We start from the raw sequence: 16,533 nt of genomic DNA, 5'->3' as shown, positions 1-16,533 counted from the left end.
AGTTTTTTTATAATTCTTATTTTCACTACCATTTAAAAAGTAAAAGAAATGTAACTCTTACTAGAGAGAGGAACTTACATGATGATATATCTTGACTATGCAGCTACTACACCTATGAGCGAGGAAGCGTTACAAACATATATGAAAGCAGCATCGCAATACTTCGGAAATGAACAAAGTTTACATGATATTGGAGGAACGGCTTCTTCTTTATTACAAGTTTGCCGAAAAACATTTGCGGAAATGATTGGAGGAAAAGAACAAGGAATATTTTTCACAAGTGGTGGATCGGAATCGAACTATCTTGCAATCCAATCACTTCTAAATGCCCGAAATAAGAAGCATATTATTACGACACCTATGGAACATGCATCCATTCGAAGTTATTTTCAATCCCTAAAATCAAAAGGCTATACGATCACTGAAATTCCTGTTGATAAAAATGGACTCATTTGTTTAGTAGATTTAGAGGCAGCTATTACGGAAGATACTGTGCTAGCAAGTATACAGCATGGAAACTCTGAAATCGGAACCGTTCAAAACATTACAGAAATCGGGGCACTTTTAAAAAAATATAATGTTTTATTTCATACGGATTGTGTGCAAACGTTTGGTAAACTGCCTATCCATGTTTTTGAGATGGGGATTGATAGTCTTTCTGTTTCAGCACATAAAATATACGGACCAAAAGGTGTCGGCGCTTGCTACATAAATCCGCAAACTCGCTGGGAACAAGTATTTCCAGGAACTTCTCACGAAAAAGGATTTCGCCCAGGTACAGTGAACGTTCCCGGCATCGCATCTTTTTTAACAGCTGCTGAAAATATATTAAAAACTCAATGGGAAGAAAGTTTACGTTTTAAAGAGTTACGATCCTACTTTTTAGAGCAAATACAAACACTTCCGCTAGAAATTGAAGTAGAAGGTCATTCTACTTCTTGTTTACCACATATTGTTGGGGTTACAATAAAAGGAATAGAAGGTCAATATACTATGCTAGAATGTAATCGCCATGGTATCGCCATTTCCACCGGAAGTGCTTGCCAAGTCGGTAAACAAGAACCTTCGAAAACTATGCTTGCAATTGGAAAAACGTATGAAGAGGCAAAACAATATGTCCGCTTCTCTTTCGGACAACAAACAACGAAAGATCAAATTGATACTACTATTCATGCACTACACACAATTGGAAATCAATTTTATAGAGGTGTTAAATCATAATGAAACAAAATGAACAAAAAAAGATTTTAGGTGAAGAAAGACGACAGCTTATCCTCCAGTGGCTTCTTGCTGCAAATGAACCGTTATCGGGGAATGAACTATCGAAAAAGACGAACGTAAGTAGACAAGTTATCGTGCAAGATATTTCCTTGCTTAAAGCACGAAACGAACCAATTATTGCAACTGCTCAAGGCTATTTATATTTAAAGCCACAAGAGAAACAACAAACTTTTGAACGCGTAATCGTATGCCAGCACAAACCAGCAGAAGTACGTCAAGAACTTACAATGCTTGTTGACCACGGCGTTACGATTAAAGACGTAAAAGTTGAGCATCCTGTATACGGTGACTTAACAGCATCCATTATGGTAAGCAATCGCTTTGATGTAGAGCAATATTTACAAAAAATCGAAAACACAAACGCTTCCTATCTATCGCAACTAACAGATGGTATTCACTTACATACAATTGAAGCAGATTCTAAAGAGAAGTTAGATGCTGCTTGCGAAGCTTTAGATAAAGCAGGATTTCTCGTTTATTAATGTAAAGCACAGAGTTTTTATCATTCTCTGTGCTTTTTTAATGCTATAATATTGTAATCAATCGTAAAGGAGATCAAATATGGGAATTGAACTCGTTCACTTTAGCATTGGGAAACCGAAACAAATGAAATATAGCGAAGATAAAGAAATGATTACCGGTATATGTAAAGAACTTACCGAAGAAGCTTTCCTATCAAAAGATGGCTTCCTTGGTGATGATGTAGCAGATTTAAAACACCACGGTGGACCTGATCGCGCAGTTTGTGTGTACTCACACGAGCATTACGCACTATGGGAAAAAGAATTTCAAACAACACTTCCAGCTTCCGCATTTGGCGAAAACATTACCGTAACAAATATGTTAGAGCATGATGTTTGCATCGGAGATACATACAAATTAGGTGAAGCGATTATTCAAGTGACACAAGCGCGCGTACCTTGTAGCACAATTTCAAAACGCCTTGGCATCCCTGGCATACTGCCGCGTATTGTAGCAACTGGATTTACTGGCTACCTATGCCGCGTTCTTCAAGAAGGTACTGTACGTAAAGATTCAAAAATTACATTACTAGAACGTCCATCAAGCAATGTTTCTGTTTTATTCTCTAACGAAATTTATTTTCATAATAGAAAAGATAAAGATGGCATCGAGAAGATTCTTGCTGTTCCAGAACTAGCTGATATTTGGCGTGGTCAATTAGAAGATCGTCTTGCGAAGTTGAAATAAAGTGAAACTTTAATCAGTGGGGGTTTTGTTCATTCCCCACTGATTATCAGCCCGATCCCCTCATAACTTCTTCACTTTCGCTGAATTTTGAGGTGGGGCTCTTACTGCCCGGCAAATAGCGGGATAAAGAATCCCACCTTCTGCAGGTGGGATTTTATTAATCTATTAAAAAATATATTAGGCAATGAAATGATATTGACGATTAGACAAATACCAACATTCCATCTACATCTTACAACCAATAAGAAGAATAACTCCCCAGCACAGTAACAGAAAAACCGAGTGCTTCAAGTTCCATCGTTACGCCTGGCAATAATACGTCATCGTATGCTTTATCGACATCGATTAAGAAAAAGTAATTTCCAAGACCTGTTTTCATCGGACGCGATTCGATTTTTGATAAGTTTAATTTTCTCCATGCGAAAGCTGATAACACTTGATATAGGGCACCTGCATAATCTGCAGGTAACGTTATCATAAGCGTCGTTTTCTCTCCGCGGTTCTCTCCGTTATTCGGGAGTACTGCTTTCTTTTTCTTATGGAGTACTAAGAAACGTGTGTGATTATTTTTATGCGTATGAATACTACGTCTCACAATTGTTAATCCGTATTTTTCTGCAGCCGCTTCATTTGCAATAGCGGCAATTTTCTCTTCAGGATGTTCTTTCACATATTGTGCAGCAGCACTTGTAGATGTCATATCTCGAACAGTTACTCCTTTTAATTCTTCATTTAAAAATTTATGGCACTGTGCAATGGCATGCGGATGAGAATGCACTGCATATACTTCATCCCACACTTCTGCATACTGCGGATGTACAAGTAAATGCTGCTGAATTGGTACTGTAATTTCTCCTACAATGGAAAGCGGCTGCTCATGTACAAGGTAATCAACCGTTATATTCACTGAACCTTCTATTGCATTTTCTAACGGTACAACTGCGAAGTCTACATTTTCATTTGCAGCTGCATCTATACAATCTGGAATCGTTCGATACGGTACATGCTCTGCTTCCGGAAAAAAACGACTCACCGCCATATTTGTAAATGTTGCTTCTGGTCCTAAATATCCTACTCGAATCATCGTCTTTTCCCCTCTTTTTCGTTTTCTTACTGTTATACCATACTTTTTTATATTCTTCTATGTAAATTTCGAATATTTAAAAAAGACTAGCATTCGCTAGTCTAAATGTTTCTTATACTCTCTTTGAGCGAAGAAGAAATAAATGATACATGCTGCGATATAAAACAGAATGAACAAACCTACTTTTCTTAATGATCCATCCATAAAAAGCGTATTATGAAACGTATATAATGCAACTGCACTATGCATACTCCCTACTATAATTGGCGCAAAAAATAGCATACATAATTGCCAACGAGAAATTTTCCATACTTCTTCCTTCGTCATTCCAAGTTTAGAGAGTGCACCATACCGCTTTCGGTCCGATGCAATATTATGGAACCATTTAAAATACACGATACTACATGAAGTGAGAAAGAATAATATACTAATAAATGAGCCTACAAATAGAGTAATATCGCCGCCTTCTTTCATATTTACATACAACTCCATATTGCTTCGAAATGCATTATTATTATCTTGTTTTATATGTCTCCGTAAATCTTCATTTAATTTCTTCGTATTTTCTATATTTGATAATGTGTAGCCTCTATATATCATTTTTTCAGAATCAGGAACCTGATTTGCTATACTGTCAAAATCTTCATCATTCATAACGAAGAACAGACCATTAATGTACGAAGGGTGATGGTTAAATTGAACCCCTTCTTTCTGACCGTTAAATACGAATTGATATGGTTGATTCATTACTTGCAATTGAATCTCTTTTTGATTATACACATTCGAATTATTGTATTTATTATAATAAACGAGTGTCACTGTACCTTTTTTAGGACGATACGTTTTCTGTTTTTGTTTCCTTGCTTCTTGGTTATATTCACTTTCTTTTATAAGCGGTACTATTGTTGTTTCTCCCTTATTAGACTGAAAGGATGCATAAACTCCAACAAAACTCATATATTGAAAATCATCATACTCATATTGATGCAGTAATTTTTCAACCGCACCTTCCTCAAAGACTTCATAAGTAGAAATACCTTTTTCTATGTACGAAAACGAGTGTACCCCTCCAGTTCGCCACATATCTTGCATGCTAGAAAAATATAAGAACACCGTACCTGTTGCTGTAACTACAAACGTCGTTGCCATAGACATCAGAAAGAAAAAGCGACCATTTTCCTTCATTCGATGTGACAATTGATTCACTATAAATAAATACGGATATGTATACATAATCTTTTTATTTCGCTTTATCATTTCTAACACTTGGGTAGCTCCATGTGTAAAAGAAAAGTACGTTCCAAAAAAGACAAGTATAGACACAGGGAAAAAGTATATTGCTATCGTAGTCATCGTCACTTGTAGCGCCAACGCATACCCGCCCACTAAACAAGCAAAACCGAATAAACAAAGCCACTTTGATGTTTTCTTCTCTTTTTTATCTGTTCGAAATTCTTTCAATAACCGAATGATTTTTATATTCCATATACGTAAAGCACTTATAAAAGATAACAAAATAAAAACAACCATATATGTAATAAATGTTACACCAATCGCCCTTACGTCAAATATGACAGAGAGTTCTTTCGGAAGCCCCAGTAACATACTAAATACCATAAAAAAGAGTTTTAAAAATATCATACCGAGCACAATACCGAAAATATTCGCGAAGACCCCGATTAAAATTTGTTCGGTCATAATCATTCCTATTACGTTAGATTTCGTTGCTCCCATTAACATATATAACCCTAATTCTTTCTTACGTGCTTCTATGAAAATAGAAGTAGAGTACAAAATAAATATGACGAAAAAAGAAATGATTATAACATTACATATGATAAGTCCCCAACGTACGTTTTGATACCACACCGTCTCTTGCATATACGGATGCACAATGACAGACATATATGCGTAAGAAGCAAATATTGCAAAACAACTACTTAAGAAAAACACTTTATAATTACGCCAATTCCCTTTTATATTTTGCAGCGCTAGTTGCCAAATGTTCATCTATCGTCCTCCTGTAACTTACTACATAGGCAAAAAGCTAGAGGTTCCCCTAGCTTTTTACGTGTTTTAAATATCCTCTTTGCGCGATCATAAAGTAAATGGCAGAAGCTAAAATGTATGCTCCAATTACAAGCGCACCTGATTTCCATAAATCAATATAAAGCATTTTCCCTAACGTATGAAGAGCAACTCCACTATGAATGGAACCGATTAAAATTGGGATAAAGAAGATAACTCCCATTTGTCGAATCGCAATTTTGCGAATTTCTTTATCTGTCATACCGATTCTCTTTAACGATTTAAATTGAATACGATCTTGTTCTTTATCGTTAAACCATTTAAAGTATGTCATACTACAAGCGAAGAAGAAGAACAGTACCGCTACGAAGAAACCGATGAACATTGTAATTGCTCCACCTTCTCTTATATCCTTATACGCAAACACTGAATTTCTCAATTCTCCTTGCTTTTCTGGTGCAATTTCATTTTTCAAATCTAATACAAGATTTTCTGTATTTTTCCAATCCTCGATATAATAACCGTAATATTTCGTCTTTTCTTCATCTGGTACGAGTTTTTCATATTTCTCAAAATCTTGATCATTTACAATAAGATATTCACTATCATTAAAAACAGAATACTGCGTTGGATTATTTAATTGAACAGACTGCTTTTGCCCGTTAATTGTAAATTCATACGGTTTCGTACGATCTATCTTCATCAGTTCATTTGACATATCAACCATAACCATCGTTGCACTACCTGGTGCATTATGAACTTCTGTAGGTTGCTCTCCCTTTTGTTTGCGCACTTCTGCATTATATTCTTTTTCTGAAATAATCGTCATCGGTACTTCATGTTCACTATTAAACAACGTTATTTTCTGTGTTGCCGGTAGTTTAACGTAGGTTACTTTTCGCGCATCTTCAAACCCGTGTCTCTTCACAAGCTCCTGTACCTTTTCTTCATTAATAAGATTATGCGTATTTAACCCCTTTTCCTCATATGAAATAGCATGTGGTGTAAGTTCTACCGTTTTCGCACTCATATTTTCAAAATATACGTACAGTGTACCTACTGCTGAAGATACTACCGCCGTAATAATAGAAATTACAAATAGAAAACGAGCATTATCTTTCATTTTATAAATAAGATTGCTAAGAACAAACATATTTGGATACGTATAGAAAGATTGCTTTCTTTTTTGTAATGCTTTTAATACAACTGTACTACCTTGTGTAAATAATAAATACGTTCCGCCAATTGTCAGTCCTACCACCGGTAAAAAGAGGATGAGGAAATTCAGAAACGTTACTTGGAAGCTAAGTACATATGCAGCAATAATACATCCTATACCAACTACACATAACCATGTAAATGCAAACGGCTCTACTTCTTGCTTTCTAGCTTCTCTTAATAAATCAATAATTTGCAAGCGTCCTACTGTCCAAACACTAAACAATGATAGGATTAAAAATAGGATAAAGTATACGCCAGCTGTAATAAGAACTGCTTTACTATTCCAAACAAGTGGAAGTGTCTTATCTATTTTCAATAATACGCTTAACGCTTGGAAAAATAATTTTGAACAAAGCATTCCAATCCCAACACCAATTACAATTGCAATACTACCTAACATCAGTTGCTCTAATATAATCATTCGGCCGAGCTGCGATTTCGTTCCGCCTATTAATGTTAGTAGACCAAACTCTTTTTTTCTTGCTCGTAAAAACGTTGAATTTGCATATAAAATAAAGAGTGCCGAGAAGATGACCACAATATAATTCATCGATTCTAATCCTTTTGTGATCATCTTTCTCATACTAATATTACCGCTTACGACATCTGGATGATAAATAAAAGAAGCATACATGAAAAATACGACAATCGATAAACAACTGCTAATAAGAAACGCTTTATAGTTACGCCAATTTCCTTTTACGTTATTAAGCGCGAGCTGGCGAAAGTTCATGATATTCTCCTCCTAGCATCGCAAGTACGTCCAGAATTTCTTGGAAAAAGGCTTGTTTCGTTCTACCTTTATGTATTTCCGAGAAAATTTCCCCATCGCGTATGAAAAGGATACGTTCACAATAACTAGCCGCTACTGGATCGTGCGTAACCATTGCAATCGTTACTTTCTTTTGCTCGTGTAAATCTTGCAGAGCGCCCATTAGCGATTTCGCTGACTTCGAGTCTAAGTTTCCAGTTGGCTCATCTGCTAAAATTAACGTCGGTTCATGAATGATTGCTCTCGCTGCTGCTGCACGTTGTTGTTGTCCCCCAGATACTTCGTATACTTTTTTATTTAAAATTTCTTCGATGTTTAAAAACTTCGCAATTTCCAGTACTTTCGCATCGATTTCATTTACAGATTTCTTCGCCATTACAAGTGGTAAAATAATATTTTCTTTAATGGATAACGTATCAAGTAAATTAAAATCTTGAAAGATGAACCCTAAATGTGTACGGCGAAACTCCGCTAATTTTGCAGCACGCATTTGATTAATTTCTTCACCATTTACAAGCACATGACCTGAAGTTTGCTTATCAATTGTTGCTAATAAATTTAAAAGCGTCGTTTTCCCGCTTCCTGAAGGACCCATAATCCCTACAAATTCGCCTTCTTCTATTTTAAAATTTATATCATTTAAAGCAGTCGTCGCTACTGAACCTTTTGATTGGTACACCTTCGTTAATCCTTTTACTTCAAGAACACTCATTTCTAATCCCCCTACGTGTTTTCTTCTTACATTTACTATAAGAAAAATAAGAAAAAGAAACGAGTGATTTCCCTTACAAAACGTTTTGTTATCTTACAGTTTTGTCATTTTTCTCATCAATGTATGATATTCTTCATCTTTTGCAAATTGGAACGTGAATGTTGTCCCTTCTCCTTCAGCCGATTGGACATACATTCCATGATGTAAATTATCGCAAATTTCCTTCGTAATATATAAACCCATTCCAGTCGCTTCTCTCGTTTTACGGCCATTTACCCCCGTAAAGAATGGATCAAATATGCGCTTTACATCTTGCTCTGGAATACCGATTCCATTGTCCTTAATATGTAATAACACCTTTTGGTCTTTCTCTTCAATTTGAAATTGAATTTCTTTTTTCTCTGCCGCTGAAATTTTTGTATACTTAATTGCGTTTACAACAATTTGACCTATAGCAATACTTAGCCATTTTCTATCAGAGGCAACCATACAAGTATCTTCTTCAAACATCACTTTCGGAAATACAGACGATTGAATGAAGGATTTCCGATTTTCATTAATAATACCTCGCACGACATCTATAACATTTACTACTTCTACCTTATAATCTTTCGCAAACTGCTCTAGTCTTGCCATATGTAACGCTAAATCTAAACCATTTAGTATACGGTTATTTTCTTCACGAATACTTTCAACTGTTGCTCTTGCCTCACGATGCTCTTTGCCAAACTTTTGCAGCAATAATTCAATAACAGATACTGGTGTTTTCATTTGGTGAATCCATTGGTTCATAAATATCATTTGCTGTTGCTCTTTCGCATGCTGTTTATGAACTTCATTCATATATTGCTGTCTTAATAACGTAAAAGATTCAACGACCATTTCTTGCTCTGATGTATAAGATTCATCAATAAGTAAAGAGTCATGTAATGTATTTCCAACAGTAACATACTTTTCGATCCTCTTTAAAAACACACTCCGTTTTCGGTAATCGTAAATGAGGTATACAGTAAACACAACTGTTCCTAATAAAAGTCCATATAACCACGTACTCCAATCAATGGATTTCTTTTCTAAAAGACTTTGCAACTGCAAAACAAGCCCAAATAAACAAAGGCTAACAATATAAGAAAGTATTAAAGAAAAGCGGTCCATGAGGTAATTTTTAACCTTCATGCCCTTCGCCCCACTCTGTAAGAAGCGCATAACCATATCCACGTTTCGTTACAATTGCATTTTTAATGCCTAGCTCTTCTAGTTTCTTCCTTACACGTTTTACATTTACGGTTAATGTATTATCATCCACAAATGCTACTTCATCCCATAGAGCTTCTAACAGTTCTTCACGCGTTACATATTGATTCACCTGTTTCATTAAACACTCTAATAAGTAAAACTCATTTTTTGTCAGTTCAGTTTGTTGTCCCTGCCACTCAACGATATGCTGGGACGGGAATAACAACAGTCCATTTACACCTAAACAATCACTCTCAGCAGCAGAGGCATACTCTCCATAGCCACGGCGAAGCGCACTCTTCACCTTTGCCATTACGATATCTAAATGGAATGGCTTCGTAATATAATCATCGCCGCCATTTTCAATCGCCATTACTTGATCCATTTCCCCTGTTCTTGCAGAAACAAAAATAATCGGCGCATTCGATACAGTACGAATTTGACGACACCAATAAAAACCATCAAAGTACGGTAAATTAATATCAAGTAACACAAGATGAGGATTTATTTTTACAAACTCATCTTTTATATGACGTAAATCACTTGCTCTAAATGATTGATAGCCATACCTTTCTAAATGCTCCTCTAATATTCCCGCAATTTTCTCATCGTCTTCTACAATTAATATTTTATACATGTTCTTTTTCTCCCCATAAAAGAATTCTTCTACATTTACTCCTTTTTCCATTATAAATTGAAAATTTAATTAGTGGGGATTTTTTCCTATATAAATCCGATTTTTACGATATAAAAAAAGACTGCCGTATTTCGGCAGTCTTAATCGATAAATTCAAATTCATATTCAAGAATTTTTACAATATCTCCGTCTTTTGCACCACGTGCACGAAGCGCTTCATCAATACCCATTCCGCGCATTTGACGAGCGAAACGACGTATAGATTCATCACGTGAGAAGTCTGTCATCTTGAATGTTTTCTCTATATCGTAACCAGAGATAACAAACGTGCCATCACTTTCACGTGTAATTTCAAATTTAACACCTTCAGTATCAAATTTGTACATTACACTTGTATCAGACTCATCCGCAACTTCATGTATTGGGAATTCTGGTGTTGTTTCTATTAAGTTTGCTACTTCAAACAGTAAGTCACGAACACCTTGTCTTGTTACAGCTGAGATTGGGAAGATTTTTACTTCGTCTCCCACTTTCTCTTTAAATGCTTGTAAGTTTTCTTCTGCATCTGGCATATCCATTTTGTTTGCAACAACAACTTGTGGACGCTCAGTTAAGCGAAGATTGTATTCTTTCAATTCATTATTAATCGTTACGTAATCTTCATATGGATCACGGCCTTCTAAACCAGACATATCAATAACATGCACGATTACACGTGTACGCTCAATATGACGTAAGAATTGGTGTCCAAGTCCAACGCCAGCATGTGCGCCTTCAATTAGTCCTGGAAGGTCAGCCATAACGAAGCTGCGGTTATCACCAGTTTCAACAACACCAAGATTCGGAACGATTGTTGTGAAGTGATACTCTGCAATTTTCGGACGCGCTGATGATACAACAGATAATAATGTAGATTTACCTACACTTGGGAATCCAACAAGTCCAACGTCTGCTAGTACTTTAAGTTCTAGAATGACATCACGCTCTTGACCTGGTTCCCCGTTCTCAGCGATTTCTGGCGCTGGGTTCGTAGCTGTTGCGAAACGTGAGTTACCACGGCCACCACGGCCACCTTTTGCAATTACAGCAGTTTGTCCATGCGTTACTAAATCGGCAAGAATTTGACCAGTTTTTTCATCTTTTACTACTGTTCCTGGCGGAACCTTTACAAGTAAATCTTCAGATTTACGTCCGTGCTGACCTTTACTCATTCCGTGCTGACCGCGATCAGCTTTGAAATGACGTTGGTAGCGGAAGTCCATTAATGTACGTAAGCCTTCCTCAACTACGAAAACAACATCTGCACCTTTACCGCCGTCGCCACCTGCTGGGCCACCTTTAGGAACATACTTCTCACGACGATACGCAACCATACCGTTACCACCGTCGCCGCCTTTTACATATATCTTGACCTGATCTACAAACATTATTTCACCACACTTTTTTCAATTGGTTGTAATATAACTGAGACTTCTTCGTCTCGCACTGTATAAGAAATGGAATACCATTTATTGTTTTGGGTCGCAAGCCAATTCTGTAGTTCTTCTACACTCGTTAGCTTACCACGAAAATCAAAAAAGAAACGAGCATTCTCCGCGTCACATTCAATTGTGATACAAACATAATTTTCAACATATACGTCTAAACTATGCTGAAGCATTGAGAAAAATTGATTCGTCCATGTACATACAGTCTCATCCAAGTGAGATAAGTTATGTAATTTCCCTAATACTTCGTACTCCAATAAGCACGGCTGCTGTTTCCAATTATATGTTAAAATCCACTCTGAAAATAAAGGCATTGATAGCCCCATCAGATTGGATTCTTGTCTCGCTTCTTGGACAAAACGATCGATGAGACTATGAATTTCTTCCACTTTTCCAAGTGAAAGGTTTCCTTTCACCATCTGCATACGATTGAGCCAATCATGTCTTGAATGGCGCAATGCATCTATAATTGTCCATTTTTCATTCATTTAGATACCCCTTAATATAGAAAAACTCTAACCTGCACTCAGGTTAGAGTTTTCCGTGAGTTCTTATGCTTCTTGAGCAACAGGATATACGCTCACTTGTTTGCGGTCACGGCCAAGACGCTCAAAGCGTACTACGCCGTCAACTTTCGCGTATAAAGTGTCATCGCCACCACGACCAACGTTAACACCTGGATAAATTTTTGTACCGCGTTGACGGTAAAGAATTGAACCACCTGAAACCGTTTGACCATCTGCGCGTTTAGCACCAAGACGTTTTGACTGAGAGTCACGACCGTTCTTTGTACTACCTACACCTTTCTTAGATGCGAAAAACTGAAGATCTAATCTTAACATACGTTACACCTCCTGCACTTTTTCTATTAAACGGATATACTTTCCGTAATCAAGTTCGATCGTCTTAAGCGAAACAACTAATCCTTCTAAAAGGGTTTGTGCTTTTTCTGCTGCATGAACGTCTAAATCATTAGGCAATTCATACGTTAAGAATCCGCCATCACTTCCGAGTTCAATAGTTGCTTGCACATTACAAAGTTCTTCCACTGCATTTATAGAACCAAACACAACCGCTGTAGTTCCAGCACAGACAAGGTCTTGTCCATGTGGCGCATAATCGGCATGTCCAGTCATTTTAAATGATTGGATACTTCCTAATTTCGTGCGACTTATCGTAATTTTAATCATGTTAACCAGAATTAAGCGTTGATAGCTTCAACAACTAGCTTAGTGTAAGGTTGACGATGACCTTGTTTCTTACGATTGTTCTTTTTCGCTTTGTATTTGAAAACGATAATTTTCTTAGCGCGACCTTGTTTTTCAACTTTCGCAGTAACTGTTGCACCTTCTACAACTGGGCTACCAACTTTAACGTTTTCGCCACCAACGAAAAGAACTTTGTCAAAAGTAACAGTTTCACCAGCTTCAACATCTAATTTTTCAATGTAGATTGCTTGACCAGCTTCAACTTTAATTTGTTTTCCACCTGTTTCGATAATTGCGTACATACTTGCACCTCCTCTTAATTACTAAGACTCGCCAAAAACGAGGTAGACATAAATGCCTTTAGGGAACCTGTCTTGTGCGGTTGTAGCATATAGCCGTTTAGGTGCTATAAACTATAACATAAAGATGTTACCATAATTCATTGAGTATTGTCAATGAATCTTCTACTAACTATTTTTTCCGTTCTACAATTTCTTTTTTACTTCCAAAACGGATAATAGCGTACTTTTCGATAATATCATCTTTGAAATAAATTTCAAATGGAATATTTTTTTGTAATTCTTTTTGCAAAAATTGTTTTTGCAGTTCTTTAGGCGCAGCGATTAATACCGCTTCATCTTCTATATTTCCATATGTGATTAGTTCTCTCTCTAACTCATACGCAATTGTTTCATGCGACATCACATAACCCGTCGCTTTGCAAGATACACACTCTTCTAGTAATACGTCACGTAAAGAATGTTTTTTACGTTTTCGTGTCATCTCCAAAATCCCTAGCTCCGTAAAACCGAGCACCCTTGTATATGTTCGGTCATCTTGCATAGCAGCTATGAGACATTCTCTTACCTTTTCTTTATCTTCTCTTTTTTTCATATTAATAAAATCAATTAATATCATACCACCAATATCACGAAGTCTTAATTGGCGTGCAATTTCTTCAGCTGCCATCTCATTTGTGCGAAGTACTGTATCTTGTAAATTTTGTTTTCCAGTAAACTTGCCCGTATTCACATCAATTACAGTCATCGTCTCCATTTGCTCTACAATTAAATAAGCACCATTTGGAAGCCACACAATTTTTTGGAGTGCTTTCTCAATTTCACGCTCTATTCCAAAATGGTTAAACATCGAAGACTTTTCATTATAAAAAGATACTTTTTCTTTTCCAACTTTGTCTTCTAACTCTTTTACTATACTTCTTGTATCTACAACTACTTTTTCAATTGTTTCAATTGGGTTCTCTTGAAATACACGATCTAAAAAGGTCGCCGGTCGATGAAGTAATAACGGCGCCTTTCCTTGATCCTCTTTTCTTTTTAACTCTTCATACAACTGTTGTAACCCTTGCATTTCAGCTTGTATTTCTTCAATTCCCCCTTTTTCAGAAGCAGAGCGGAAAATGTAACCTCCCGTTCCTTCTACTTCAATTTCAAGTAACTGTTGTCTTCTTTTATTATTTTTTATTTTCCGAGAAACAGCTCGCATCTCATCAAACGGCATATAAACGACATATTTCCCGGTAAATTCTATATTCGCTGTCAATTTAGGCCCTTTCGTATCAATTGCCTCTTTCACAACCTGTACGAGTATCGCTTGCCCTTCATGTATACGATAAGAAGGTGGTACATCATCGTATGAAAGATACGCATGTTTTTCTAAACCTATATTTACAAAAGCTGCGTTCATTCCAGCAATTGTTCTTACGATACGTCCAACATAAATATGCCCAACAATCTCTTGCTCTTCATTACGTTTCCATAAAAACTCAACAATCTTTTTCTTCTCTTCAATTGCAACGCGCTTTTCCGAACCAGCGTAATTCACATATAACGTTTTCAAAATTATTTCCTCACTTTATAATCTTCTTTGCTTTTACAATAATAAAAGGTTAGTGCTATCGTCAACACTAACCGATTAATTCTTCAACTGATGAGGTTGTTCGTTTTTCAGTAAAATATGCATAGAGCAATTCATTTTCATCCAATGTGTAATGCTCTTTATATTTTCCACGGATGATAATAGAATGCTTATATCCTCTACGAAATTTTGTGAATATCTTATATAAATGATCTTCTGATTGCACTTCAATAGGTGCAATCTTTTCAATCCCTCTTTTATTTCCATAATAACGTTCTAATAAAAAACGCATAAATGCATACCGTCTTTGTTTCCACTCTTGATATAACGACACTGCCAAAAATATGAGTAGTACCCACATCATAATATTGTTACTATTCCAGAGCAACTGCCATCCTAATATTACACCAAAAAAAACACATGACAATTTCATCATCTTTTCATGTGCTTGTAAATAAGGAAAACGATATGATAGTATATTAAACAATACTTTCCCGCCATCTAACGGCCAAATAGGGAGTAAATTAAACGCTAAAATAATTATATTATTCCACATAAAGAAATAATATAAATCTGCATTCAACCAACCGGCTTCAAACAACATATAACCTACCAGCATCATCCAAACATGTTGAATCGGCCCTGCAATTACGACAACAAGTTCCTCTTTCAATGACTTATTACCATGTTCCTCAAGCTCGGCCACGCCACCAAACGGCAAAAGCTGAATTCTTTTTATACGCCAATTATAGTGTGCTGCTGCAATAGCATGCCCAAGTTCATGAATAAGAACAATACAAAATAACAGTAATAACTCTTTAAAACGCGCAGTAAAAATACCAATGACAATAATAACCCAAAATAATGGATGCACGGAAATTTTCGTTAAAACGTCCCTATATTTAATCAAATGATATCACCTGGATCGGATCAATAAATTTCTCATTCTTTTTTATCGCGAAATAAAACTTTCCATTTTTATCATTTGTATCATTACTCACCGTTCCAATTTTTTGTTTCTTTGAAACGTAATCATATAATTTCACTGACATATCGTTTAAGTTTGCATACCATGACTCCGTACCATCTGCATGTTGAATTTGAACTGTATTTCCAAGTTCCTCTTTCTTGCCTGCAAAAACAACTAACCCTTCATTTACTGACTCCACTTTTGCATTTGTAGCTGTTTGGACAAATACACCTTGGCCATTTTTTTGAAACCCTTGCATTACTTTTCCAGAAGCAGGAATTGCATAATCTTTTTGCTGAATACTTCCTTCTTTTTTCTCGTTCGGCGAATAGAATACAAGCGGTTTTCCAAATTGCTTTTCGTACCATTTCGCTACAGTAGCAAACTGAAATTCCTCTTTCATCACTTTTTCTGTAACAGCTTTAGCTCCATTGAATGAAGAAGGAGCATTCTTATATAAAATAGCAACCGAAAGAACTAATATTGCTGATAATAAAACTTTGAAGAAAAAGACTTCCTTTCGAAATAAGGGATGCATTTCCTTTTCTCCATCTTCAATAAATACTGCTTCACTATCAAAATTCCCTCCGTTAAAATACTGCTCTTCCTCCATCCTTTCTTGCTCGGCCTTCCTTTTTGCAATCCGCTTTTTAATTTCTTCTACGCGTCTATTCTTCATACTGTCTCCTTTCTTTCGTTAAGCTAATTTCATTTAGAAACAGTTGTATACAGTTTGTACATATGTATGAGCTAAGAAAGAAAGATATTCGTGTGAAGAAAAAAGAAAGCACCTCGCATATGTGCGAAGTG

17 protein-coding genes and 1 other annotated feature are annotated in these 16,533 nt (G+C 36.2%); of the genes, 3 read left to right on the top strand and 14 right to left on the bottom strand.

The features are described 5' to 3' along the window. Nucleotides 1-78 precede the first annotated feature (78 nt). From ACZDYH_RS01260 to ACZDYH_RS01250, 3 genes are all read left to right on the top strand, one after another. Nucleotides 79-1,221 carry an IscS subfamily cysteine desulfurase gene (locus tag ACZDYH_RS01260; RefSeq protein ID WP_000973766.1) on the top strand — a complete coding sequence of 381 codons (1,143 nt, stop codon included), beginning with the start codon at nucleotides 79-81 and terminating at the stop codon, nucleotides 1,219-1,221. After that, on the top strand, nucleotides 1,221-1,763 hold the full coding sequence (locus ACZDYH_RS01255) for a transcription repressor NadR (RefSeq protein WP_000812275.1): 543 nt from the start codon (nucleotides 1,221-1,223) through the stop codon (nucleotides 1,761-1,763). Before ACZDYH_RS01260 ends, ACZDYH_RS01255 begins: the two co-directional genes overlap by 1 nt. Nucleotides 1,764-1,842: 79 nt before the next feature. Continuing rightward, a complete protein-coding gene (locus ACZDYH_RS01250; RefSeq protein WP_000510698.1) occupies nucleotides 1,843-2,490 on the top strand; it encodes an MOSC domain-containing protein in 648 nt (215 codons plus the stop codon). A 232-nt stretch (nucleotides 2,491-2,722) separates the two neighbouring features. Here the strand turns inward: ACZDYH_RS01250 and pheA are convergent, their stop codons facing one another. From pheA to spoIVFA, 14 genes are all read right to left on the bottom strand, one after another. After that, nucleotides 2,723-3,574, bottom strand: a complete 852-nt coding sequence (pheA, locus tag ACZDYH_RS01245; RefSeq protein ID WP_000621701.1) for a prephenate dehydratase — start codon at nucleotides 3,572-3,574, stop codon at nucleotides 2,723-2,725. Between the two features lie 96 nt (nucleotides 3,575-3,670). Continuing rightward, nucleotides 3,671-5,584: an ABC transporter permease gene (locus tag ACZDYH_RS01240; RefSeq protein ID WP_088362139.1), complete on the bottom strand. Its 1,914-nt coding sequence runs from the start codon at nucleotides 5,582-5,584 to the stop codon at nucleotides 3,671-3,673. A gap of 49 nt (nucleotides 5,585-5,633) precedes the next feature. Next, on the bottom strand, nucleotides 5,634-7,556 hold the full coding sequence (locus tag ACZDYH_RS01235; protein WP_166694762.1) for an ABC transporter permease: 1,923 nt from the start codon (nucleotides 7,554-7,556) through the stop codon (nucleotides 5,634-5,636). After that, nucleotides 7,531-8,307: an ABC transporter ATP-binding protein gene (locus ACZDYH_RS01230; RefSeq protein WP_000114529.1), complete on the bottom strand. Its 777-nt coding sequence runs from the start codon at nucleotides 8,305-8,307 to the stop codon at nucleotides 7,531-7,533. Before ACZDYH_RS01230 ends, ACZDYH_RS01235 begins: the two co-directional genes overlap by 26 nt. 93 nt (nucleotides 8,308-8,400) lie before the next feature. After that, nucleotides 8,401-9,483 (bottom strand): HAMP domain-containing histidine kinase, encoded by a 1,083-nt coding sequence (locus tag ACZDYH_RS01225; RefSeq protein ID WP_166694763.1) that lies wholly within the window; start codon nucleotides 9,481-9,483, stop codon nucleotides 8,401-8,403. Beyond that, nucleotides 9,473-10,180, bottom strand: a complete 708-nt coding sequence (locus ACZDYH_RS01220; RefSeq protein ID WP_002082113.1) for a response regulator transcription factor — start codon at nucleotides 10,178-10,180, stop codon at nucleotides 9,473-9,475. The genes ACZDYH_RS01225 and ACZDYH_RS01220 overlap by 11 nt, the downstream gene beginning before the upstream one ends. 140 nt (nucleotides 10,181-10,320) lie before the next feature. Then, on the bottom strand, nucleotides 10,321-11,607 hold the full coding sequence (gene obgE, locus ACZDYH_RS01215) for a GTPase ObgE (RefSeq protein ID WP_000497127.1): 1,287 nt from the start codon (nucleotides 11,605-11,607) through the stop codon (nucleotides 10,321-10,323). Continuing rightward, the gene (locus ACZDYH_RS01210; RefSeq protein ID WP_001003587.1) at nucleotides 11,607-12,155 is read right to left on the bottom strand and encodes a sporulation initiation phosphotransferase B; all 549 of its coding nucleotides are present in this window, start codon (nucleotides 12,153-12,155) and stop codon (nucleotides 11,607-11,609) included. Before ACZDYH_RS01210 ends, obgE begins: the two co-directional genes overlap by 1 nt. A gap of 63 nt (nucleotides 12,156-12,218) precedes the next feature. Then, on the bottom strand, nucleotides 12,219-12,509 hold the full coding sequence (rpmA, locus tag ACZDYH_RS01205; protein ID WP_000944957.1) for a 50S ribosomal protein L27: 291 nt from the start codon (nucleotides 12,507-12,509) through the stop codon (nucleotides 12,219-12,221). A gap of 3 nt (nucleotides 12,510-12,512) precedes the next feature. Further along, a complete protein-coding gene (locus tag ACZDYH_RS01200; protein ID WP_001973720.1) occupies nucleotides 12,513-12,857 on the bottom strand; it encodes a ribosomal-processing cysteine protease Prp in 345 nt (114 codons plus the stop codon). Nucleotides 12,858-12,868: 11 nt separating this feature from the next. Next, nucleotides 12,869-13,177 (bottom strand): 50S ribosomal protein L21, encoded by a 309-nt coding sequence (gene rplU, locus ACZDYH_RS01195; protein ID WP_000270907.1) that lies wholly within the window; start codon nucleotides 13,175-13,177, stop codon nucleotides 12,869-12,871. Between the two features lie 14 nt (nucleotides 13,178-13,191). Then, nucleotides 13,192-13,269, bottom strand: a sequence feature (ribosomal protein L21 leader region). A 77-nt stretch (nucleotides 13,270-13,346) separates the two neighbouring features. Next, nucleotides 13,347-14,735, bottom strand: a complete 1,389-nt coding sequence (locus ACZDYH_RS01190) for an Rne/Rng family ribonuclease (RefSeq protein WP_166694764.1) — start codon at nucleotides 14,733-14,735, stop codon at nucleotides 13,347-13,349. Between the two features lie 67 nt (nucleotides 14,736-14,802). Continuing rightward, nucleotides 14,803-15,663, bottom strand: a complete 861-nt coding sequence (spoIVFB, locus tag ACZDYH_RS01185) for a stage IV sporulation intramembrane metalloprotease SpoIVFB (RefSeq protein WP_098943406.1) — start codon at nucleotides 15,661-15,663, stop codon at nucleotides 14,803-14,805. Continuing rightward, on the bottom strand, nucleotides 15,656-16,402 hold the full coding sequence (gene spoIVFA, locus ACZDYH_RS01180) for a stage IV sporulation protein SpoIVFA (protein ID WP_000797471.1): 747 nt from the start codon (nucleotides 16,400-16,402) through the stop codon (nucleotides 15,656-15,658). The genes spoIVFB and spoIVFA overlap by 8 nt, the downstream gene beginning before the upstream one ends. Nucleotides 16,403-16,533: the final 131 nt, after the last annotated feature.

Source organism: Bacillus sp. EB V-12 (assembly GCF_056158125.1).
Note: the sequence above shows the minus strand (reverse complement) of the source record. Positions and strands in the feature narration are given on the sequence as shown.